The sequence below is a fragment of the Leptospira yasudae genome (genome assembly GCF_003545925.1).
Taxonomy (GTDB): Bacteria; Spirochaetota; Leptospiria; order Leptospirales; family Leptospiraceae; genus Leptospira; species Leptospira yasudae.
In genome coordinates, this window is sequence record NZ_QHCU01000005.1 from 54,232 (window position 1) to 71,180 (window position 16,949).

The 16,949-nt window shown below is 47.9% G+C and carries 14 protein-coding genes; 4 read left to right on the forward strand and 10 right to left on the reverse strand.

Annotated features, from left to right (window positions below; translation table 11 throughout):
* Positions 1-4: 4 nt before the first annotated feature.
* Positions 5-1,399 carry a PP2C family protein-serine/threonine phosphatase gene (locus DLM76_RS14495; protein ID WP_118965655.1) on the forward strand — a complete coding sequence of 465 codons (1,395 nt, stop codon included), beginning with the start codon at positions 5-7 and terminating at the stop codon, positions 1,397-1,399.
* Positions 1,400-1,408: 9 nt separating this feature from the next.
* Here DLM76_RS14495 and DLM76_RS14500 read toward each other — a convergent pair whose 3' ends face one another.
* Both DLM76_RS14500 and DLM76_RS14510 read right to left on the reverse strand, forming a co-directional pair.
* Complete coding sequence (locus DLM76_RS14500; protein ID WP_118956810.1) at positions 1,409-1,711, reverse strand: hypothetical protein; 303 nt, start codon at positions 1,709-1,711, stop codon at positions 1,409-1,411.
* A 544-nt stretch (positions 1,712-2,255) separates the two neighbouring features.
* Positions 2,256-2,876: an adenylate/guanylate cyclase domain-containing protein gene (locus DLM76_RS14510; protein ID WP_118956808.1), complete on the reverse strand. Its 621-nt coding sequence runs from the start codon at positions 2,874-2,876 to the stop codon at positions 2,256-2,258.
* 168 nt (positions 2,877-3,044) lie between these two features.
* On the opposite strand from DLM76_RS14510, the gene DLM76_RS14515 reads away from it, so the two are divergent.
* The gene (locus DLM76_RS14515; protein WP_118965656.1) at positions 3,045-4,490 is read left to right on the forward strand and encodes a M20/M25/M40 family metallo-hydrolase; all 1,446 of its coding nucleotides are present in this window, start codon (positions 3,045-3,047) and stop codon (positions 4,488-4,490) included.
* Between the two features lie 203 nt (positions 4,491-4,693).
* On the opposite strand, the gene DLM76_RS14520 is transcribed toward DLM76_RS14515, so the two are convergent.
* Positions 4,694-6,196: a di-heme oxidoreductase family protein gene (locus DLM76_RS14520; protein ID WP_118965657.1), complete on the reverse strand. Its 1,503-nt coding sequence runs from the start codon at positions 6,194-6,196 to the stop codon at positions 4,694-4,696.
* 15 nt (positions 6,197-6,211) lie between these two features.
* Positions 6,212-7,735: an RCC1 domain-containing protein gene (locus DLM76_RS14525; protein WP_118965658.1), complete on the reverse strand. Its 1,524-nt coding sequence runs from the start codon at positions 7,733-7,735 to the stop codon at positions 6,212-6,214.
* A 213-nt stretch (positions 7,736-7,948) separates the two neighbouring features.
* On the opposite strand from DLM76_RS14525, the gene DLM76_RS14530 reads away from it, so the two are divergent.
* Positions 7,949-9,514, forward strand: coding sequence for an NADase-type glycan-binding domain-containing protein (locus tag DLM76_RS14530; RefSeq protein WP_241548256.1), 1,566 nt, complete (start codon positions 7,949-7,951; stop codon positions 9,512-9,514).
* Positions 9,515-9,653: 139 nt separating this feature from the next.
* The gene (lsa20, locus tag DLM76_RS14535) at positions 9,654-10,211 is read left to right on the forward strand and encodes an LIC11469 family lipoprotein adhesin Lsa20 (protein ID WP_429946427.1); all 558 of its coding nucleotides are present in this window, start codon (positions 9,654-9,656) and stop codon (positions 10,209-10,211) included.
* A gap of 106 nt (positions 10,212-10,317) precedes the next feature.
* On the opposite strand, the gene DLM76_RS14540 is transcribed toward lsa20, so the two are convergent.
* The 6 genes from DLM76_RS14540 to rbp form a co-directional block, all read right to left on the reverse strand.
* Complete coding sequence (locus DLM76_RS14540) at positions 10,318-11,037, reverse strand: MORN repeat-containing protein (protein WP_118965659.1); 720 nt, start codon at positions 11,035-11,037, stop codon at positions 10,318-10,320.
* 45 nt (positions 11,038-11,082) lie between these two features.
* Complete coding sequence (locus DLM76_RS14545) at positions 11,083-12,792, reverse strand: glycosyl hydrolase family 67 (protein ID WP_118965660.1); 1,710 nt, start codon at positions 12,790-12,792, stop codon at positions 11,083-11,085.
* 3 nt (positions 12,793-12,795) lie between these two features.
* Entirely contained in the window at positions 12,796-13,662 is an 867-nt protein-coding gene (locus tag DLM76_RS14550; protein ID WP_118956802.1) for a DMT family transporter, read from the reverse strand.
* Between the two features lie 206 nt (positions 13,663-13,868).
* The gene (locus DLM76_RS14560; RefSeq protein ID WP_174714591.1) at positions 13,869-14,951 is read right to left on the reverse strand and encodes a fatty acid desaturase; all 1,083 of its coding nucleotides are present in this window, start codon (positions 14,949-14,951) and stop codon (positions 13,869-13,871) included.
* A 312-nt stretch (positions 14,952-15,263) separates the two neighbouring features.
* Positions 15,264-16,415 (reverse strand): helix-turn-helix domain-containing protein, encoded by a 1,152-nt coding sequence (locus DLM76_RS14565; RefSeq protein ID WP_118965661.1) that lies wholly within the window; start codon positions 16,413-16,415, stop codon positions 15,264-15,266.
* Positions 16,416-16,488: 73 nt separating this feature from the next.
* The gene (gene rbp / locus DLM76_RS14570) at positions 16,489-16,764 is read right to left on the reverse strand and encodes an RNA-binding regulator (protein WP_118956799.1); all 276 of its coding nucleotides are present in this window, start codon (positions 16,762-16,764) and stop codon (positions 16,489-16,491) included.
* Between the last annotated feature and the right edge of the window lie 185 nt (positions 16,765-16,949).

Below are 16,949 nucleotides of genomic sequence, written 5' to 3' on the forward strand. Positions count from 1 at the left end.
GAGAATGACGTTTAGAGCAAAAGAACATAGTATCGTCGATTCGAAAGTAAATCATGATTTCGAAATATACCTTCAGGGTATCGTGCGCGAATGGATGCAGGTTCTAACCATGCTCTGTATCGTTCTGATTCCTTTCTTTCTTCTGTTGGATTATTACACGCAGCCTCCGCATTTGCATCTGCGGTTTGCGATCTATCGGGGAGCGACCACGGTTTTAGTCATCATAGAATATCTGCTCATCCGTTTTACGCATCCGAATCGTTCGTATCCGGTACACGGTTACATCATTTCATCCATCGTAAGTCTGATGATCGTTCTCATGACGGTGGACTTGGGAGGATTCAATTCGAGTTATTACGCCGGGTTGATGCTCGTGTTGATGGCGGTGAACATTCTACTTTCTTGGAGACCGATTCACTCCGTGGTCAACGGATTTTTAACGTTGTCGATTTATCTCGGGTTCAACGCGTGGGAGAATCAACCGTTCGATCCGAGAATTCTCGTGAACAATCTTTTCTTTTTGGGTTCCACGATCATCATCACCGCAGCGATTTCCTGGGTTCGGTTTAAACTGGTTCGGTCCGAATATCTATTGCGCGCCGAATTGGTGGGCGCGAATCAGAATCTGGACAAGTCCCGTGCGGATTTGCTGCGGGCCCGCGACGCTCTTTGGGGAGAAATGCAACTCGCAAAGATGATCCAAACGGCTCTTCTTCCGAGAAGAACGAACATAGGACATTACGAAGTGGCGGCGTTGATGGTTCCCACCGATTCGGTGGGAGGAGATTATTACGACATCATCGATGCGCCTAACGGCGAGAAGTGGGTCGGCATCGGAGACGTTTCGGGTCACGGCGTGGAATCGGGTCTCATCATGATGATGGCGCAGACCGCGATCCAGGCGATCGTTCAACAGCACGCGATGCTCAGTCCTTCCGAAGTGTTAATCGAAGCGAACCGAGTCATCAAGGAAAACATCGCGCGGCTCGGAACGGATCGATATATGACGATGATGCTCTTTCGATTGGAGGACGATCATCTTCTCGTGGCCGGAAAACATCTGGATCTGATGATTTACCGCGCTCAGGAGAAGAAGGTCGAAGTCATCCCGACCAACGGATCTTGGCTTGGAATCGTGGACGATCTGGGGGAAGTCTTGGAGGATCATAGGATTCCCATGTCGCCGGGAGACATCGTCCTTTTATATACGGACGGAATCACGGAAGCTCGGAATCAAAACGAGGATTTGTTCGGAGAAGAACGATTGATGAAGTTATTGGAATCCAACGCAAAACTTCCGTTGCGGCAGCTCGGAACGGAGATCTTTTCCACGGTAACGGCGTTCGAAGAGATTCAGAGCGACGATATGACCTTAGTGCTTTTGAAAAACCGGGGTTAAGTTTCGTTTCTAAAACAGAAACTCGTGACCGGAAAATCTTCCCTCATGAAACACATAACGTTCCCAGGTTCCGTTTTCAAACCGAACGATCACGTGATGTCTGTTTCTTTCGGTGATTCTTCCCTGCAAACGTTTCGGCGGAGAATCCGCCTTGTTCTGATTTTTATATTCTAAACTGACCCGGATCAAATCCTCTTCCTGTTCGATGCGAATCGTCGCGGAAACCGCGAGAACCGAAGTTTCCGTAATGGTGATTTGATACGAACCGGAAAGGTCGGGGAGAGGGCCTTCTGTGTGAATGGATGGTTTCATGAAATCGCGGAACCCGTATACGAATGATTAAACGAACGTTTCTGAATTTCTTGCGCGGGATTTTGTCCTAAGGACTTAGCGCAGACAATTTTTGGCATAGGATTTTTGGACGACCAGTTCGCTTTGTTTCGCGGTTTCCGGAAATTTCCGAACGTAGACTCCGTATTTTCTTTGGGTTTCTTCCAAAAGATGAAGACATATCGCCAGTTCTTCGGAATCGATCCCTTCTTTTCGTTCAACCTTTTCGCAGCTGCATTTTGTTTCGCCGAGGAGAGAAGCGGATTGAAGAAGAATCTGCAATTCGCCGTCTGTCTTCGCTTTACAGGTTCCAAACGTCGAAAACAAAAAAAGAAGGAAGAATCCCGTCTTGAATGATTGCGTTTTGGGAAACACTGCCTTTATCGAAACCTTCTTTGCGCGGTCGGTCAAGGAAAGAATCTTCCGAAATCTTTGCGGAACATTCCGAACCCATAGGGTGATTTGCCCTATGTGATCGGCGGCCCGTTTTTCGATCTAATTTAGAATATTCTAATATTAGAATGGATCAGTAGAGAAGTTTGTATGCTTTCGGAGTTCCGGCGGGGGCTTCCTTTAATTCCTCGAAACGAAGGTGTTTGACTACGACTTGTTCGAATACGGACTGGGTGACTAGGATTTCGCCCGCTTCTGCGGTGTCTTCTCCGAGTTTGCTCGCGGTGTTGACTTCGGAACCGAACACGTCCGAATCTCCGATCTTCAACACTTTCCCGTACCCGAGTCCGACGCAGAGAAGGATTTTCTCTTCCGGAATCTTGTCTTGGTTGTACGTCACGAGTTCCTGTTGCATCTTGATCGCGGATTCGATCCCTTTGCCCACGTTTCGAAAGATAACCAAGAAACTGTCTCCTTCCGATTTCAAAAGGATTCCGTCGTGGTCTTCTATGATCGGGATAAGAATTCGCTCCGATTCGTGAATCGTCTGTAGAAAGTGGATGATTCCGAACTTTTCGACTCCTCTGGAAAAACCGGAAAGATCCGTAAACATCACGCACCAATCCTCTCCGAAAAGATCCCAGATCCTTTGATCGATTTTCGTTTTATCCGCTCCGGGTTTCAATCGATCCTGAATCAACTTTTCCAGTCTGTCTTCGGATGCGCTCGCTCCGATCGTTCTACGAAATGCCATAGTGCCTCTTGAATCCGAACTTTGTAACTGGAATTCTTTTTTTCGTCAACGAATCTTGTTTTTATCGGATAAAAATCATCCGGAAATTCGAGACGCGCATATCGAACCAAACGGGATGAAAAAAGTTACTTGTTTCTTTCCAAGAATAAGAGCTTCCTGTTTGGATTTATGATAAATATTTTGCTTCTTCTTGCTCTTTGTATTTCGTGTTTGAGCGGATGTATTTCTTCTTCGCCGATTCGAACGATCTCTCTCAAACCAATTCCGCAAACCGTCAATTGGGAAGAACGAAATCAGGAAGCGGCAAAAATTCTACAAGATCTGATTCGAATTCGCACCGAACGTTCCAACGAACTCGAAGCCGTTTTATACATTCAGAAACTTCTTCAAAAGGAAGGAATCACTTCTAAGATTTATGCGTCCAAGGAAAATAGCCAACGTGCGAACTTGGTCGCGGTGCTGGAACCTTCCAAGCCGAGTTCTTTGAAGGGAATCATTTTGGGAAATCACATGGACGTTGTGGAAGCGGATTCCGCCGAATGGACCGTGCCTCCGTTCAGCGGTAACATCGTGGACGGAAAAATTTACGGAAGAGGGGCCTTGGATATGAAGGGTCTCGCCGTGATGCAGTTGATGGCGTTTTTGGAATTGAAACGATCCAAGATCGAACTTCAGCGAAAGGTGATGTTTTTGGCGCTCGCGGACGAAGAGAGCGGAAGCTTTTTAGGAGCGCGTTATATGGCGGAGAATCATCCCGACGTATTTCGCGGTTTCGATACGATGTTGAACGAAGGCGGGGTTGCGACCAAAGACGTGGGAATTCAAGGCGCGACGATCTTCAACATTCAATACGCCGAAAAGGGAAATATCTGGCTGAAACTCAAAGCCAAAGGAGAAAGCGGACACGGAAGCGCGCCTAACACGGAATACGCGACCTTGAATTTGATCCGGTTTTACGAAGAGATTCTTTCCTTCGATTCCGGAATTCACATCACGGATGAAACGAAGGCTTATTTTTATCAACTCGGATCGGTCGCTTCCTTTCCCACTTCCTTCTTTTTAAAGAACGCTTCCAACCCTTTGATCAAACCTTTGCTTACGGGCACTTTAAAGAAGAACAAACATCTTTCCGCGATGACTCGAAATACGAAGGCGATCACGGGAATTCAAACTCTCGAAGGAGAAGGATACAACGTTCTTTCGGGAGAAGCGTTCGGAAAACTGGACGTTCGCATTCTTCCCGGCGTCGATTCGAAGGAATACATCGAAAAGATCCGAACCATCGCGAACAAATTTAAAATTGCGGTCGAGGTTTTCGACGAGATCGGACCGGACGATTCCCCTTTGGACGACGATCTGTTTCAGATTCTTGCGAACGTTTCCACGTCGAAAGTTCCAGGAAGCGTCGCCGCTCCGTTTATGTCCGCGGGGAAAACGGACAACGCGCGCTTTCGCAGAATCGGGATCAAATGTTACGGTTTAAATCCGGCGATTCTTTCGGCAAAGGACACGGAGAGTTTACACGGAAAGGATGAGAACATCAGTCTGGAAAATTTAAAACTCGGTTCTACAATCCTGTTCGAGACGCTGATTCATTACGCAGCAAGTCCTTGAAGGAAATCGCCTTTATCGAATCGTTTTTTTCCAAGAACCGACTTCATCGAGAAGCGCGCTTTCCTCAAGAACCGGGCTACAGCGCGAAACGCACATTTTTTAAGGGCGGTCGATTGCCGATTTTTGGAATCGAAATCCGCCTTTAAAACCAGCCCCGCTTGAGTCCGTTTGTGCGATTGAATGTCCGCTTAACGAATTAATTTTTAAAGCGACTTGAGAAAATTGACCAAGTGCGTTCTGTCCCGTATATCCAGTTTTAGGATGTAATTCCGGCTCGCCTCCGCTTCTCCGCCGTGCCACAAAACCGCTTCGATGAGATTGCTCGCTCTTCCGTCGTGAAGGTATCTCGTATGACCGTTTACGACTTCGAACAAACCGATTCCCCATAGAGGAGGGGTTCTCCATTCTCTGCCGTTCGCTAATTCGTCCGGTCGATTGTCGGCAAGACCTTCTCCCATGTCGTGTAACAAAAGATCGGTATAAGGCCGGATCGTTTGGTTGGACAGTTCCGGAAAACTCGCGGGGCCCGTTTGCAGTTTCGGTACATGACAATTCTTGCAACCCGCTTTGAAAAAGATTTCCTTCCCGGCGAGAACGCTTCCGTTATCCGCTTTTCTTCTTGCGGGAACGGCGACGAGTTTCATGTAATTTGTGATCGCGTTCATTCTGCTTTGGGAAACTTCGGGAGAACCTCCGTTTGCAGCCGACTGGCATTGGGTTTGCGCTCCCGTGCAATTTTCGTTCGAGAACATCGGAGTCGTGATTCCTAAGTCTCCTAAAAAAGCCGCGGAGTTTTGCCGCATCAAATCGGTGTTATTCGCTTTCCATCCGAATCTTCCGAGCGAGGCGTCGACTCCGCTGATCGCGCGGACATAGTTCGGACGTCCCGATATTCCGTTTCCGTCTTTATCGTCCGGGTCGGCCAACGAGAGGATCGTGCTTTCCGGAATCGCTTCCAGAAGTCCGAGTCCGATGACTTGCTGTGTGACTCGAATCGAGGTCCGGACGTCGGCTGCGAACGGGCCGTATCCTAAATTAGAAAATTGTAATGTGGGTGAACGTAGGACGTATTCTCCGCTATCCTGGAATTTACCGGCGATTTCTCGATAGGATACGATCACATCGCCTTCTTTCGCCACCCCACCCACGGAATTCGGTTGGAATTGTCCTCCGTAATTCGGCTCGACGTTCTGCGAATCGTCTCCCACGCTCAATCGAACCAGGCTCGTTGTCAAAACGTCTCCGTCCGCTTCCATCGCTCGGCCGTTGGCTGCATGACAGGCTAAGCAGGAATTGGTATGAAAGAAGGGACCGAGTCCGTCTCGATCCGGGATCGTAGTATTGAGACCGGGAGTCCAGGGAACTTCGAAGACGGTTTGACCCACAGTAAACTCGGAAATCGAACTGAGCGGAGCATTCTTCGCAAATTGACGAAAGGCAGTGGGACCGAATTCGTAGCTGGTCATTTGGGGGCCGCCCTGCATCTCCTCGCCGGGTTCGTACGCCCCGTCGTGAGCGCTCCCGGCGACGAACGCAAGAATTGCGGCTCCGTTTTTGCAATCTTCGGAAGAACAAAATTCTCCCTTGGGGCTGCAGCCTGAAACAAAAAGTAGGATCGAAAGACCCAGGAAAAGATCCGCAATCCTTCCCGATGAAAACCGGGAAAGACCGAGGAACCAAGAAACAAAAGAAACCTGAAAAATCATTCCGAATCCTGAATATTATGGAAGTGTGATGTACACGGGAGTCGCAGCACCCCAGTTCGTTTGGAGGTCCGGTCTTCCGAGAGAGCCTTTAAAATTCCAACCCCAGCCGTAGATTGCTCCGCTTCCCAGGAGGGCGAAGTTGTGGGTCGCTCCGCAGCCGAAGTGGGTGAGTCCGCTGATTCCTACGACCGCGTTGTTCGGTTCATAGACTTTTGCGGTCGTTGTTTCCCCGATTCCGAGATTTGCGGTAGTGCTATTCGCTCCCCAGCCTTTTACGGTTCCGTCCTTCAGGATTGCGAAACTCTGCGTTCCTCCGGCCCAAACGGATACGGCATTTAGAATATTCAAAACTTGTGTTGGAGTCGGAGTAGGGCTCGGAGATCCGGTTCCTCCGATTCCGAGTTGTCCGCTTGCGTTGAGTCCCCAGGAATAAACTTTCCCGTCCGATTTCAAAGCGAGAATATGATCTCTTCCGTTTGCGATTTGTTTGATTCCCGATAACCCGGCCACTTTGAGAGGAGTGGATTGCGCCGCGGTTGAGGTTCCGATCACTCCGTTGCCTAAGTTACCGTATTGACTTCTTCCCCAAACATAAACTTCTCCGGAGGAAGTGAGCGCGGCCGAATGTTGAGAACCGGCGACGACTTGAATCACATCGGTAAGACCGACAACCGGGACGGGATTCGTAGAGATCGTCGTGGATGTAAGACCGGTCGCGCCGTTTCCTAATTGACCGTGTCCGTTCAAACCGAAGGCAACAATGGTTCCGTCGGATTTCAAAACGAGAGCGTGATCGAATCCGTAAGCGCCCATGACTGCGTTCGTAATTCCAGGAACTTCCGTAGGAGGTTGTCTCGGACCCGCAGTGGAGGCGCTGGCGGGATCGGTGGTATTGTTTCCGATTCCGAGCTGACCGTTCGCGTTGGTTCCCCAAGTATAAACCTTTCCGTTTTTTGTGATCGCCATCGAACTGTTTTGATTGAAATGAATGCTGGAAATATCCGTGATCGAAGTCAGTTTTGTCACGACGTCGTTGATCCCGTCTCCGGTGGAAGTCCCGGTTCCGAGCTGGCCGAAGTTATTTCTTCCGACCGTATACAATTCTCCGTTTTTTAAAAATCCGGAATGGGCCGCTCCCGCGCTGAGTTTGGTTCCGAAGTGAACGCGGACCACTTTTTGAAGGATCGTTCCGTCCGATTTTTTAAACCGAACTTGGATCGTGTTCTCTCCGTTTTTCGGCTTGAAGACGGGAGTCGTCTGCGGGGTGGAAGCGTCCGCTTTTCCCGAGGCGATCCTTTGTCCCTCGTGATATACTTCGTATTCTCCGGCTTGGTCGGCTTGAATTGTGGCCTCGAGTTGGTAGACGGTTACGATTTCTCCTTCTTTGGGAGAAAGAATTCGGACCGTATCCTGATTTTCGGAGGCTGCGGAAGCCCCGATCGCCGTCAAGGAAAGGGGGGTGAGGTCGGGAGAACCGGATTTCTCTCCACAAGCAAAGAGAAGGAAGATGCAGAGAAGGAACGCGGATTTCAGTTTCATGATTTCCTCTATGTTTGTATATATTTGATAATGAGAGTAATTCTCAAAATCAATACAACCATCCAAAAGAAATCGAGCATAACGTCAAGAATTTCCCGTTCCCATCCCAAAACCGCCTGGGGGGATAAGCGCGATCCGTTTCCGCTTCTTTGCATTTGACAGAGATCGATTCATAGGAAGAATCGTGAAAATTCTTTCCTGGAGAATTCTTCAATGAACCGTATCCTTCTTTCGTCCCATCGCATTTCTTCGTTAAAAAGTAAATTCCCGTTCGGTACATCCTTGTCGAAACGCCGAATCCTGAGTCGTAGAGCGGGTGCGCTTTTGTCGGTCCTTTTGTTGACCTTAGGAATCGCGGATTGCAAAAAAGAACTCAGCGTTTCCATGGCGACTTCGACTTCCCTGAGCGATAAACTCGCCTTTGCAGCGTTAGGCGGCGGAAGCTGGAAACCGGAAGACGGAGCCGAATTCGTAAAACTTCATTTTTATCCGGACGAAGGGTTTCAACTCAAGAAGGTGGAAGTGGATTCCTGCAAGGGAGAATTCACCGATGCGGTAACGGCGTACATCAACTTCGACGAACTGAGCGCCGCGGCCGAGCTGGCAGGTAAAAAGGCCTTGGTTCGTTTTGAGAACGCAGTCTTTGCCCGTTCGGTTACGATCAACTTCCGTAAGAACAAGGAACTTTGTATCGGCGAGATCCGTTTCTATGACGAAAAGGAAAAACAATTCTCCTTAAAACTTCCGAAGATCGTGGAAGGTTCGGCGGTCGCTTCCGAAACCGCAAACCCCGTTCAGTCTTACGATGTGATGAACCTCTTCGATTCCCGTTACGAATACGCTTGGGCTTCGGATAAAAAAGGGAAGGGCGTGACTCTGGATTTTAAATTCAAGGAACCGCAAAAGTTCGATACGATCAAAATCTGGAACGGATATCAGAGATCGGATCAACACTGTTATTCCAACGGAAGATTGAAGACCGCGACTCTTACGGGAGACAACGGGTATTCCCAAAAAATTCAATTGCAGGACGTTCTCGGTCCGCAAGAGATCGCCCTCGACAAAACCTTCGAAGGAACTTCGCTTCGTCTGACCGTGGACGATATCTACGCGGGAAAGATGTATAAGGGTTTTGTGTTAAGCGAAATCCGATTCGGGTTGGATAAGAATTGGGTTCTCATCAATCCGATTCACAGATCGCAGAGCATCGCGCAATCCAATCACCTTCAATTCACGCCGCCCGATCTGGACGGAATTTTAAATCACGGTTTGAGAGGAATGGAAGTCAGCGAATTGCCCGCCGAAATTCAAAGCACGGAAACCATCGCTTCTTCCGAAACCGCGCCGACAACGACCGAAACGTCCGATCAGCAAAGAGTGGAATCGAATTGGTCCCTCCGGATGCGTTCGGACGGTTCGTTTTTTATGGAAGGGGATACGCGCGATCTGAGCGACGGCGGCTCGGGAACGCTTCATAAAACGAGCAAGTTCTACGCGATCGGGAATTACGAAGTCAAAGAATCCTCCGCGGATTCGCTTAAACTGAGAGTATTCGGGTATATGCGAAAATACTCATCTTCTTACGTGGAAGAACACGGGGACATGGATTGCAACGGTTGCGGAAGGGATTGCAATATGGCGGACAACGATCCCGATAAGAAGGAGATCATCTTTCAGGATTTCGTAACGATCAAAAAGTTGAACGGAAACGTGTATGTGCAAAACACGAGCCCGAACCGAAAGCTCGACTTTAAGACCCTGGAAATGTCTCTGGAATGAGAATATTCAAAAAATGGAATTTACTTTGTATCTTCGAAAAAACGGCTGTTTGAAAAACACGACGACCGCGATCCAAGTCGCAAACGAAAACAGAAACGGAAGGAGGTCGAGGTTCGCCAAAATCGCGCTTCTTCTTCCGTTGTTGATCGCTTGTGTCGCTTGTGAGAAGGACGGCTCCGGCGCAACGCAAGCGGAGAATCTCGCTTCCGATCCCCAGCGTCAGATCCAAGTCCAAATTCTCTGGGAGAAAAAAAGTTTTCCGTTGGAAATGGAACTGTATGAAGGAGCTTCGCAAAGACCCGTGGATCTCTGGGCCACGGGCAACGTGAAGACTTTATCCGAGGCTCCCGTTTCCGAAAAAATTTCCGGGAACGATCTCTATCTCAAACCAGGTTCGAAAAAGCGTTTCGTGTTGGTCGTAAAGAATACGTCCGATCGGGATTTTTATTTCTTTGCGGCCCCGCATTCTATGGTTCCGGCGGAAGCTTCCCTCGGATTTAAGTTCAAATGTTTGTGCGTGAATCACGCATTTTACGTTCCCGCGAAAGAGATTTGGTATCGCGTCGTCGAGTTACGGACCGGAGGGGAAACCCTCGGCAAAGAGATGAAGATTACGCATACGTTAGTCGGCATGGACGAAGATCGGATTCAACTCTATCAAAAACGGATCGGAACCGGAGGATCGACGGAAGACTGATCGGAAAAACGAAAACGCACACGCACACGAAGAACGGATCTTGTGTGCGCTTTCGGATGAAAAACGTTCAAAAAAGGAATTCGTTTGAAACGTTGAAATCTATGCTTTAGTGCAGAGGTTTGATATCGCTCGATTCCGCAACGGGACCGCCGCAGAGAACGATCTTGTTTTCGATTCTACAATGTTTTCGGGAATGATCGAAGGCGGAATATAAGATCCCTTCGGAAGAATTCTTTTCATCCTGAAATTCTCCCTCATAGATGCTCGTATCGGGGAAGCGGACCTTTCCCGGACCGATCATCTTTCCCGCTTGGAAGTTGCCTTCCAACATCGCTCCGTTTTTAAAGATATAAGTGCCTTTTCCGTCTTTCACGTCGTCCTTGAACGTTCCGTCGAAACGATCTCCGTTTTTGTATTTGATTCTTCCCGAACCGTTTCTTAGATCGTTCGTGAACGAGCCGCGGTATTCGTCGTCGTTGTCGTAGACGTAGGTTCCGGTTCCGTTCGTGCAGTCTCCTTGAATGCAACCCCGCGCGGGAGCAGCCGGTTCGTTTTCGGGAGTTACGGATCGGTTGGATGCGGACGTTGTTTGGCCCTCTTCGCTCGGTCTTTCGTCCTCGTAGTATGCGGAACGTCCTGCGCCGCTTGCGGACTCGTTAGGCGCCATCTTTTTGTCCCCGTAAGAACAGTGTACGGTCGTGATAAGGAACATAACTCCCAGACAAAGAGTTTTGGAGTCAAAGCTCCCTACGGAGAAGGATTGCAAGGATCTCAAGAGAATCATATTTTTTGAATACGAAATAAAACCGTTTTCACTTACACTCATAGGTCAAAATTTTATTTATCGCGGCGGAATCTGTCAAACTCAATTCTATTTTAGAAGCTCGGAGACGGGCATCGCTTGCTGATTGATAAACGAAGGAAGTTTCGAACGGATTCTTTGGTATAAGAAAAGATAAAAACGTCGCATAAGTGGATGAAACAAAATCCGATCCAGCATTCTTGTGTTCTTTCTTTTTCGGACGAACATCTTCAACAACGCTCTGGACATAAGTCCCGGGATTTTTCTTCGAGGGAGAATCCGAAACCGATAGGCATCGGGATAATTTTCGGAATATAAATTCCACAGATGAATCGTTTCTTCTAAAAGATATTGTTCCCGTTCCGGATCGGGAAGATAGATCAGTTCCCGGCAAAAGGCGAATAACTGAAAGGTCTCATAGTGAAACCGAAAATCATAGGGGAGTCCGATCCGTTTCGCGATTCTTCCCATCTCTTGGAGGCTTTCGATCGCCCCGTACCCCTTACGGACAGATTCCTCCGGGTTCTTGCAAAAAGCGGAATATAGAATCCGGAAATGATCGCTGACCGTGACCCGATCCCAAGTTACGTGCAACAGAGGAGGAATCCGAACCCGATGGATATAGAGCGGGAGCGGGCTGAATTCGGGATCGTACAAAAGATTCAGAATCACCGTATCGGAAAGCCGCAGGAACCGAACGAACTCCTTGAGATTCTTTTTCCCGTAGAACTTACGGAGACTTTTTTTTACTCCCCAGTTTTTGCGGAAAAGGCCCGCGCAGACGAATGTGTTGAGTTCGTTCCAATACGAAGTATTCTTTAAAAACGTAATATTCCGAAACGAGGACCAGCCTCCCGTTTGACACCAAACGCTGAAACCGACGAGGTTCTTGGCTTTTTCGAGTTCTTTTTTGTAGGAAAGATATTGCCATCCGACAAAGGAAGGATATTCGCCGAAACCTTCGTATTCGCGCCGCGCCTGAAATTCCACGAGTTTGGGAAGTGAATCCTCGAAGAAAAGGGAATTGATCGAAAGATAACGGAAAAAATCTCCTTCTCCGTATTTCATCGATACGATCAGATTTTCCGTGGGAACCCCGTCGAATACGGTTTTGTACGTGGCCGGATTCCAGATCAGATCTCCGATCGGATACGCACCGATCGTCCAGGTTCTAAATATTAGCGTTTTAGAATGTTTTTGGAAGACAGGAAGAATTCTTTTTAAGAACCGGTTCGCGTCCTCGGGGGTTTTGAGAAAGAGTCTGCTCTTAAAATCCCCATCCACGTCGACTCCGTCCGATTCTCCGATCCGCAATACGATTCCGTCCACGGTTTCGAACTCGGAAAAGAGACGTTCCAAGCAGTAAACAAAAAGTTCCGCAACGGAATCGAATTCTCCCTTGGTTTGTTCTTCGAGATAGGAATTGAAAAACAAAAAGTCGCTCGTAAGAAAAACCTTCAGACCGTTCTTCTTTGCGGTTTGAAAAAGTTTACGATAGGATTTTTGATACGATCTGATTTTATTTCGAAGAGCTTCGGGATAAAAGGAAAAGTCCGCGAGGTAGGAAAGTTCGTCGATCGTGATCGCGTTGTAGCCGAAGGAACGCACTCGTTCCACGTACGAATCGAAATTCTCCCGTATCTTTTTATGAGTTTTCTTTTTGAATTCCCGATTCTTTTCAAGTAGCGCGATCGGCGCCTTGGACCAGTTCTGGGATTTTCCCGGAGCCTTTACGAAAAAAGGAGCGCTCGAATCGATAAGCGCTAAGTCCAACTTCATACGTTATTCTTCCTTTCCGAAACGAATCGTCTCCAAGGTTCCCGCGACAAGGATCAAGGCTCCGCCGATCATCTCTCGATAACCGGGAATATCTCCCAAAAGAAGCCAAGCGAGAAGGATCGAATACACGGGTTGAATGCTGGAAAGAATTCCCGCCGTTTTGAGTTTGAGTTGAAACATCGATTTTACGTAGAGAGTATGCGCGAACGCGGTAAAAAAACTTCCGAGTAAAAAGATCAAACCGAGGGATTTTACCGAAGTAGGAATCGTTTCGAAATAACAAACCGGGGCCAAAACGAATACCGCTGCAAAGGATTGAAGACACATCACCTGCGCGCTTCCGTGATGCGATAAAAACTTTTTGGTCAATAAATTGCGGAACGAAAACGAAAGCGCGGATATAAGACCTGCGATGATTCCCCAGTGAAGATCGTTTCCCGCTTTGAGTTCGGGGATGAGAATGCCGACTCCGAGTAAAACCAAAAGCGCAAGAAGAACGTCTCTGCCTTTCGGTTTTACGGGATAATAGAGAGGTTCGATAAAAACGGTGATGACCGGATGCGTAAAGAGCGTAAGAACCGCGATGGCGGGAGATGCGAGCCTTGCCGAAGCGAAGAACAAAACCCAGTGAATCGCAAGAAGAATTCCTCCTCCCAAGGCCGCTTTGTTTTCGATCGCGCTCGGAAAGAATAGCGGTTTGTCCCTCCATTTTAAAAACAGATACAGACCCGCGCTTGCAAACACGGTTCTTCCGAAAGTGATCATCCAAACGCTTTCGTCGATGAGTTTGGCAAAGAGAATATTTCCGCTGATGAGGATCATCGCGAACTGGAATTCAAGGAATATCTTGGTTTTCGAATCGGAGGACATGAGGCTTCTCTCCAACCAAAAGACGATAAACCCCGTTCTTGGAAAACAAAATCGGATTTTTTACGAGGAACAAAACCCGAAAAAGAGAAACTCTGCGGATCGGAATCGAACCGTTCCGAACTCTTTTGAAAGGAATTTTTTACGAAACTGTAAACTGTCTTCTCTTCCTCGAAAATAAAAAGGAAGAGAAGACAGTCGCGGAAAAATCAGGCGACTTGCGATTGCGCCGGGTTGTAACGGTTGGCGCGCAGCATACTTTCAAAATCGTTAAAACGAATTCCGTATCGTTTCATCGCGGGATGAACGAAGGGCGCCACCATCTGACGGATGTAAAACGGTTGATTGACGACGAAGTGATGGATTCCGTGCGTGCTTCCGAAGTTGAAACAGAAAAGGTGAAGAGGAGCAAGCAACCAAGAGTTCAACACCTGCGTTTGTTCGTGAATTCCTTTCACGTCTCCGTAGTAGTGCATGTTGGACGAAACGATCTGAATGCTCGATTGACGAATCCAATTCGGAATCATATAAACGACCGCGGCCGTGTTTAAAAATGCACGAGCCGATTCCAGAAGTTCGGGAAAGGGCAAATGAATCGGAGAACCGAGCAACAGATTTCCGTAATGGATCAGGTTCAACCCGAGAAAGTTGTACCAAAGCGTATAATAGAGAACGAGCCAAGGCCAGCTTTCACGAACGATTTCGTTTCGTTTGAACTTGGGCGCGTCTTTGACGAGCTTTCTAAAATTAAGAATGGCGGAAACGTTTCCGTCGATCATCGCAAAGAGCCGAAGAATTCCGGCCTTCATTCCGTTGCCGATCAGTCTTTCTTCGATATCGTCCTTATGACCGGAAACCTTGTGATGCAGAGTGTGGATCATTCTGCGGTACCAAGGACTGACCGTGTTTCCCCGGAAAATCCAGACGGTCCAAAAAAGAAGATTCTGCATTCTTTCGTCGTCTTTGAAATACAGATTGTGGATCGTATCGTGTTCGATCTCGTGTAAAAGGGAAGCGAAGATCGCGTTGGCAACGATTGCAAGCCACGCGGGGATAACGTCCGCGATATAAAGTCCGGCGGTCGCTATCATCATCGCGGCCGAACCGAACGTGATCGTCGCGCCTAAAAAGTTCTGGTGATTCAGGATGGAAAACTTTTTACGAAGATTGCGTTCTCTAAATCGGATCCAACGCATGATCTTTACGTTTCGTTCGCGGGTTGCGAGGGTTTGCCATTTCTTGGGTTTTCTTTCGGGAAGAATTTCGTTTTTCGCCAATGTCAGAGTGCTCATTGTGACTCCTTTCCAATTCTCGTGATGACCGAATGATAGGCTTTTTTTCGGATTCGGTCGTCCTATTCTATCGATTCCGACGGTGCGTTTCGACCGAATCGATAAATTGCGCCGCGCTCTGCGGAGGATTTTCCCGGTTTAGTGTCGTAGTTCCTACGATCTTTCGTAAAACATGCGAGCCCCGCCCGCGTTGGGTGGTGGTGGAGAGGTGGCGGGAAGAAGTCTCGGACAAATTTTCCTATCACAAATTTCAACTTTCTGCAACGGAAAAATATACGTTCTTTTTGTGGGAACTCCCACGCTCGTTCTCTTTCAGCCGGACTTGGAGGACCGATATTCGCTCGGAGTCACTCCGGTATGTTTTTGAAAGGCGCGGTTGAACGAGGACTTGGTTCGAAAGCCGACGGAATAAGCGATGTCCAAAATGCTCTTATCCGGTTCGGCGGTCAAAAGACTACAGGCTTCGGAAACACGGTAGTCGTTGACAAAGACGGAAAAATTCTTTCCCAATTCTTGGTTTAAGAATTCGGAAACCTGGTGTGTGGAAAGCGCGAGTTCGTCCGCGAGATCTCCGAGTCCGAGATCCTCTTCCCGATAAAGAAAATCCTTTTCCATAAGATGAAGTAGATTCTCCTTTAAGGTCGCGCGATCGATTCCCACCAAAAGAGAACGCGCGTATTTCTCACGCGTTGCTTGTGTGACTTCCTGCAACTTTTGAAAGAAGCCGGGATATCGATGTCCGATTACATAAGCCGCGCACAGAGCGAGGCCCATTCCGCCCGAAGTGAATATAAGAAAGTCGGGAATTTTGGTAACGAAAAAGAACGCGCCGAGCGTTAGGTGAAACAAAGACATGACCACCAAAAAGGAAAGAATTCTCGCTGTGGGTTCCGATTTCCAAACCTCCCATCTCCAAAGATCGCGGGAACTTTTGAGAACGAGAAAAACATAAAATCCGATTCCGATCACAGCGGGCAAAAGAATCCAATCCAACGGGCTGGGAAATACGGCTTCCGCAAAAGATCTGCGGATGGTTTCGGAAAGATTCTCCATCCCAAAAAGAACGACAAAGTAAAGAAGAACTCCGGTCACAGGAAAAACAGAATGAAGCAACCCGTCTTGTTTCGAATCGAGAAAGGATTCTCCCGTACTGGATTTATAAATTCCGTATAAAACAGGCCCGACGCCATACAACGCGGGGATATGAAGCAAAATCAACCAGACAAAAGAGGGATCGGAAGAAGAAAGGATCGCGATGGAACTTCCTTGGAGAACGGACATCCCGAGAAATAAAGTTCCCAAAAGATAATTGAGTCGGTTTTTATTCGGAAGAACGATCTGACCGAAAAACATCAGACAACCCAAAGCCGTTCCGAAAAGTCCGAATCCGTAAAAGAGAGAAATCAACCAATGGGGAAAGTAGGATGGGGAAGAGGGGAAAGGAAGAAGCGCAAGCTCAAACACAATAGCGAACGCTACAGAGTTGAAGGAGTTCTGTCAAGGGAGAAAAGCAGGTGCCTTTCTCCCTTGTCAAAGATCAATATCTGGATCTGGATTTTTCCGGGAAAGGTTTTTTAGGAAGCGCTTCGTTGACTTTGATTTCTCTTCCACGGATTTGTGTTCCGTTTAAGCCGTCAATTGCCGCTGTTCCTTCGTCTTTGTTCGCCATTTCCACAAATGCCAATCCCCGGGATTTGCCGGAAAGTTTATCGGTGATGATGCGTACAGAGGTTACTTCTCCAAAAGACTCGAAAGCTTTACGGAGATCGTCTTCGGTTGCCTGATAGGCGAGGTTGCCTATATAAATGTTCATGAGAAAGGGTCCTTACAAAAAATTACTGGCTTCTAAAACCGAATAGAAGCTAAGGCGAGACCAATCCATCATCGGGGTATAGGAGAGAGAAAGGACCTTTCCTGGTTGCTCTATTGTTCAAAAGTTCTCAACTGACCCGGGAAAAGGCAGCTAAAGATTCCAGTCGCGCTTAGAGTATTCATAGT

Coding starts and splice junctions, on each gene's coding strand:
- DLM76_RS14525 (WP_118965658.1), bottom strand. CDS start 7,735: ATGAAACTGAAATCCGCGTTCCTTCTCTGCATCTTCCTTCTCTTTGCT.
- DLM76_RS14560 (WP_174714591.1), bottom strand. CDS start 14,951: ATGAGCACTCTGACATTGGCGAAAAACGAAATTCTTCCCGAAAGAAAA.
- DLM76_RS14530 (WP_241548256.1), top strand. CDS start 7,949: ATGAACCGTATCCTTCTTTCGTCCCATCGCATTTCTTCGTTAAAAAGT.
- DLM76_RS14540 (WP_118965659.1), bottom strand. CDS start 11,037: ATGAGTGTAAGTGAAAACGGTTTTATTTCGTATTCAAAAAATATGATT.
- DLM76_RS14510 (WP_118956808.1), bottom strand. CDS start 2,876: ATGGCATTTCGTAGAACGATCGGAGCGAGCGCATCCGAAGACAGACTG.
- rbp (WP_118956799.1), bottom strand. CDS start 16,764: ATGAACATTTATATAGGCAACCTCGCCTATCAGGCAACCGAAGACGAT.
- DLM76_RS14545 (WP_118965660.1), bottom strand. CDS start 12,792: ATGAAGTTGGACTTAGCGCTTATCGATTCGAGCGCTCCTTTTTTCGTA.
- DLM76_RS14520 (WP_118965657.1), bottom strand. CDS start 6,196: ATGATTTTTCAGGTTTCTTTTGTTTCTTGGTTCCTCGGTCTTTCCCGG.
- DLM76_RS14495 (WP_118965655.1), top strand. CDS start 5: ATGACGTTTAGAGCAAAAGAACATAGTATCGTCGATTCGAAAGTAAAT.
- DLM76_RS14550 (WP_118956802.1), bottom strand. CDS start 13,662: ATGTCCTCCGATTCGAAAACCAAGATATTCCTTGAATTCCAGTTCGCG.
- DLM76_RS14515 (WP_118965656.1), top strand. CDS start 3,045: ATGATAAATATTTTGCTTCTTCTTGCTCTTTGTATTTCGTGTTTGAGC.
- DLM76_RS14500 (WP_118956810.1), bottom strand. CDS start 1,711: ATGAAACCATCCATTCACACAGAAGGCCCTCTCCCCGACCTTTCCGGT.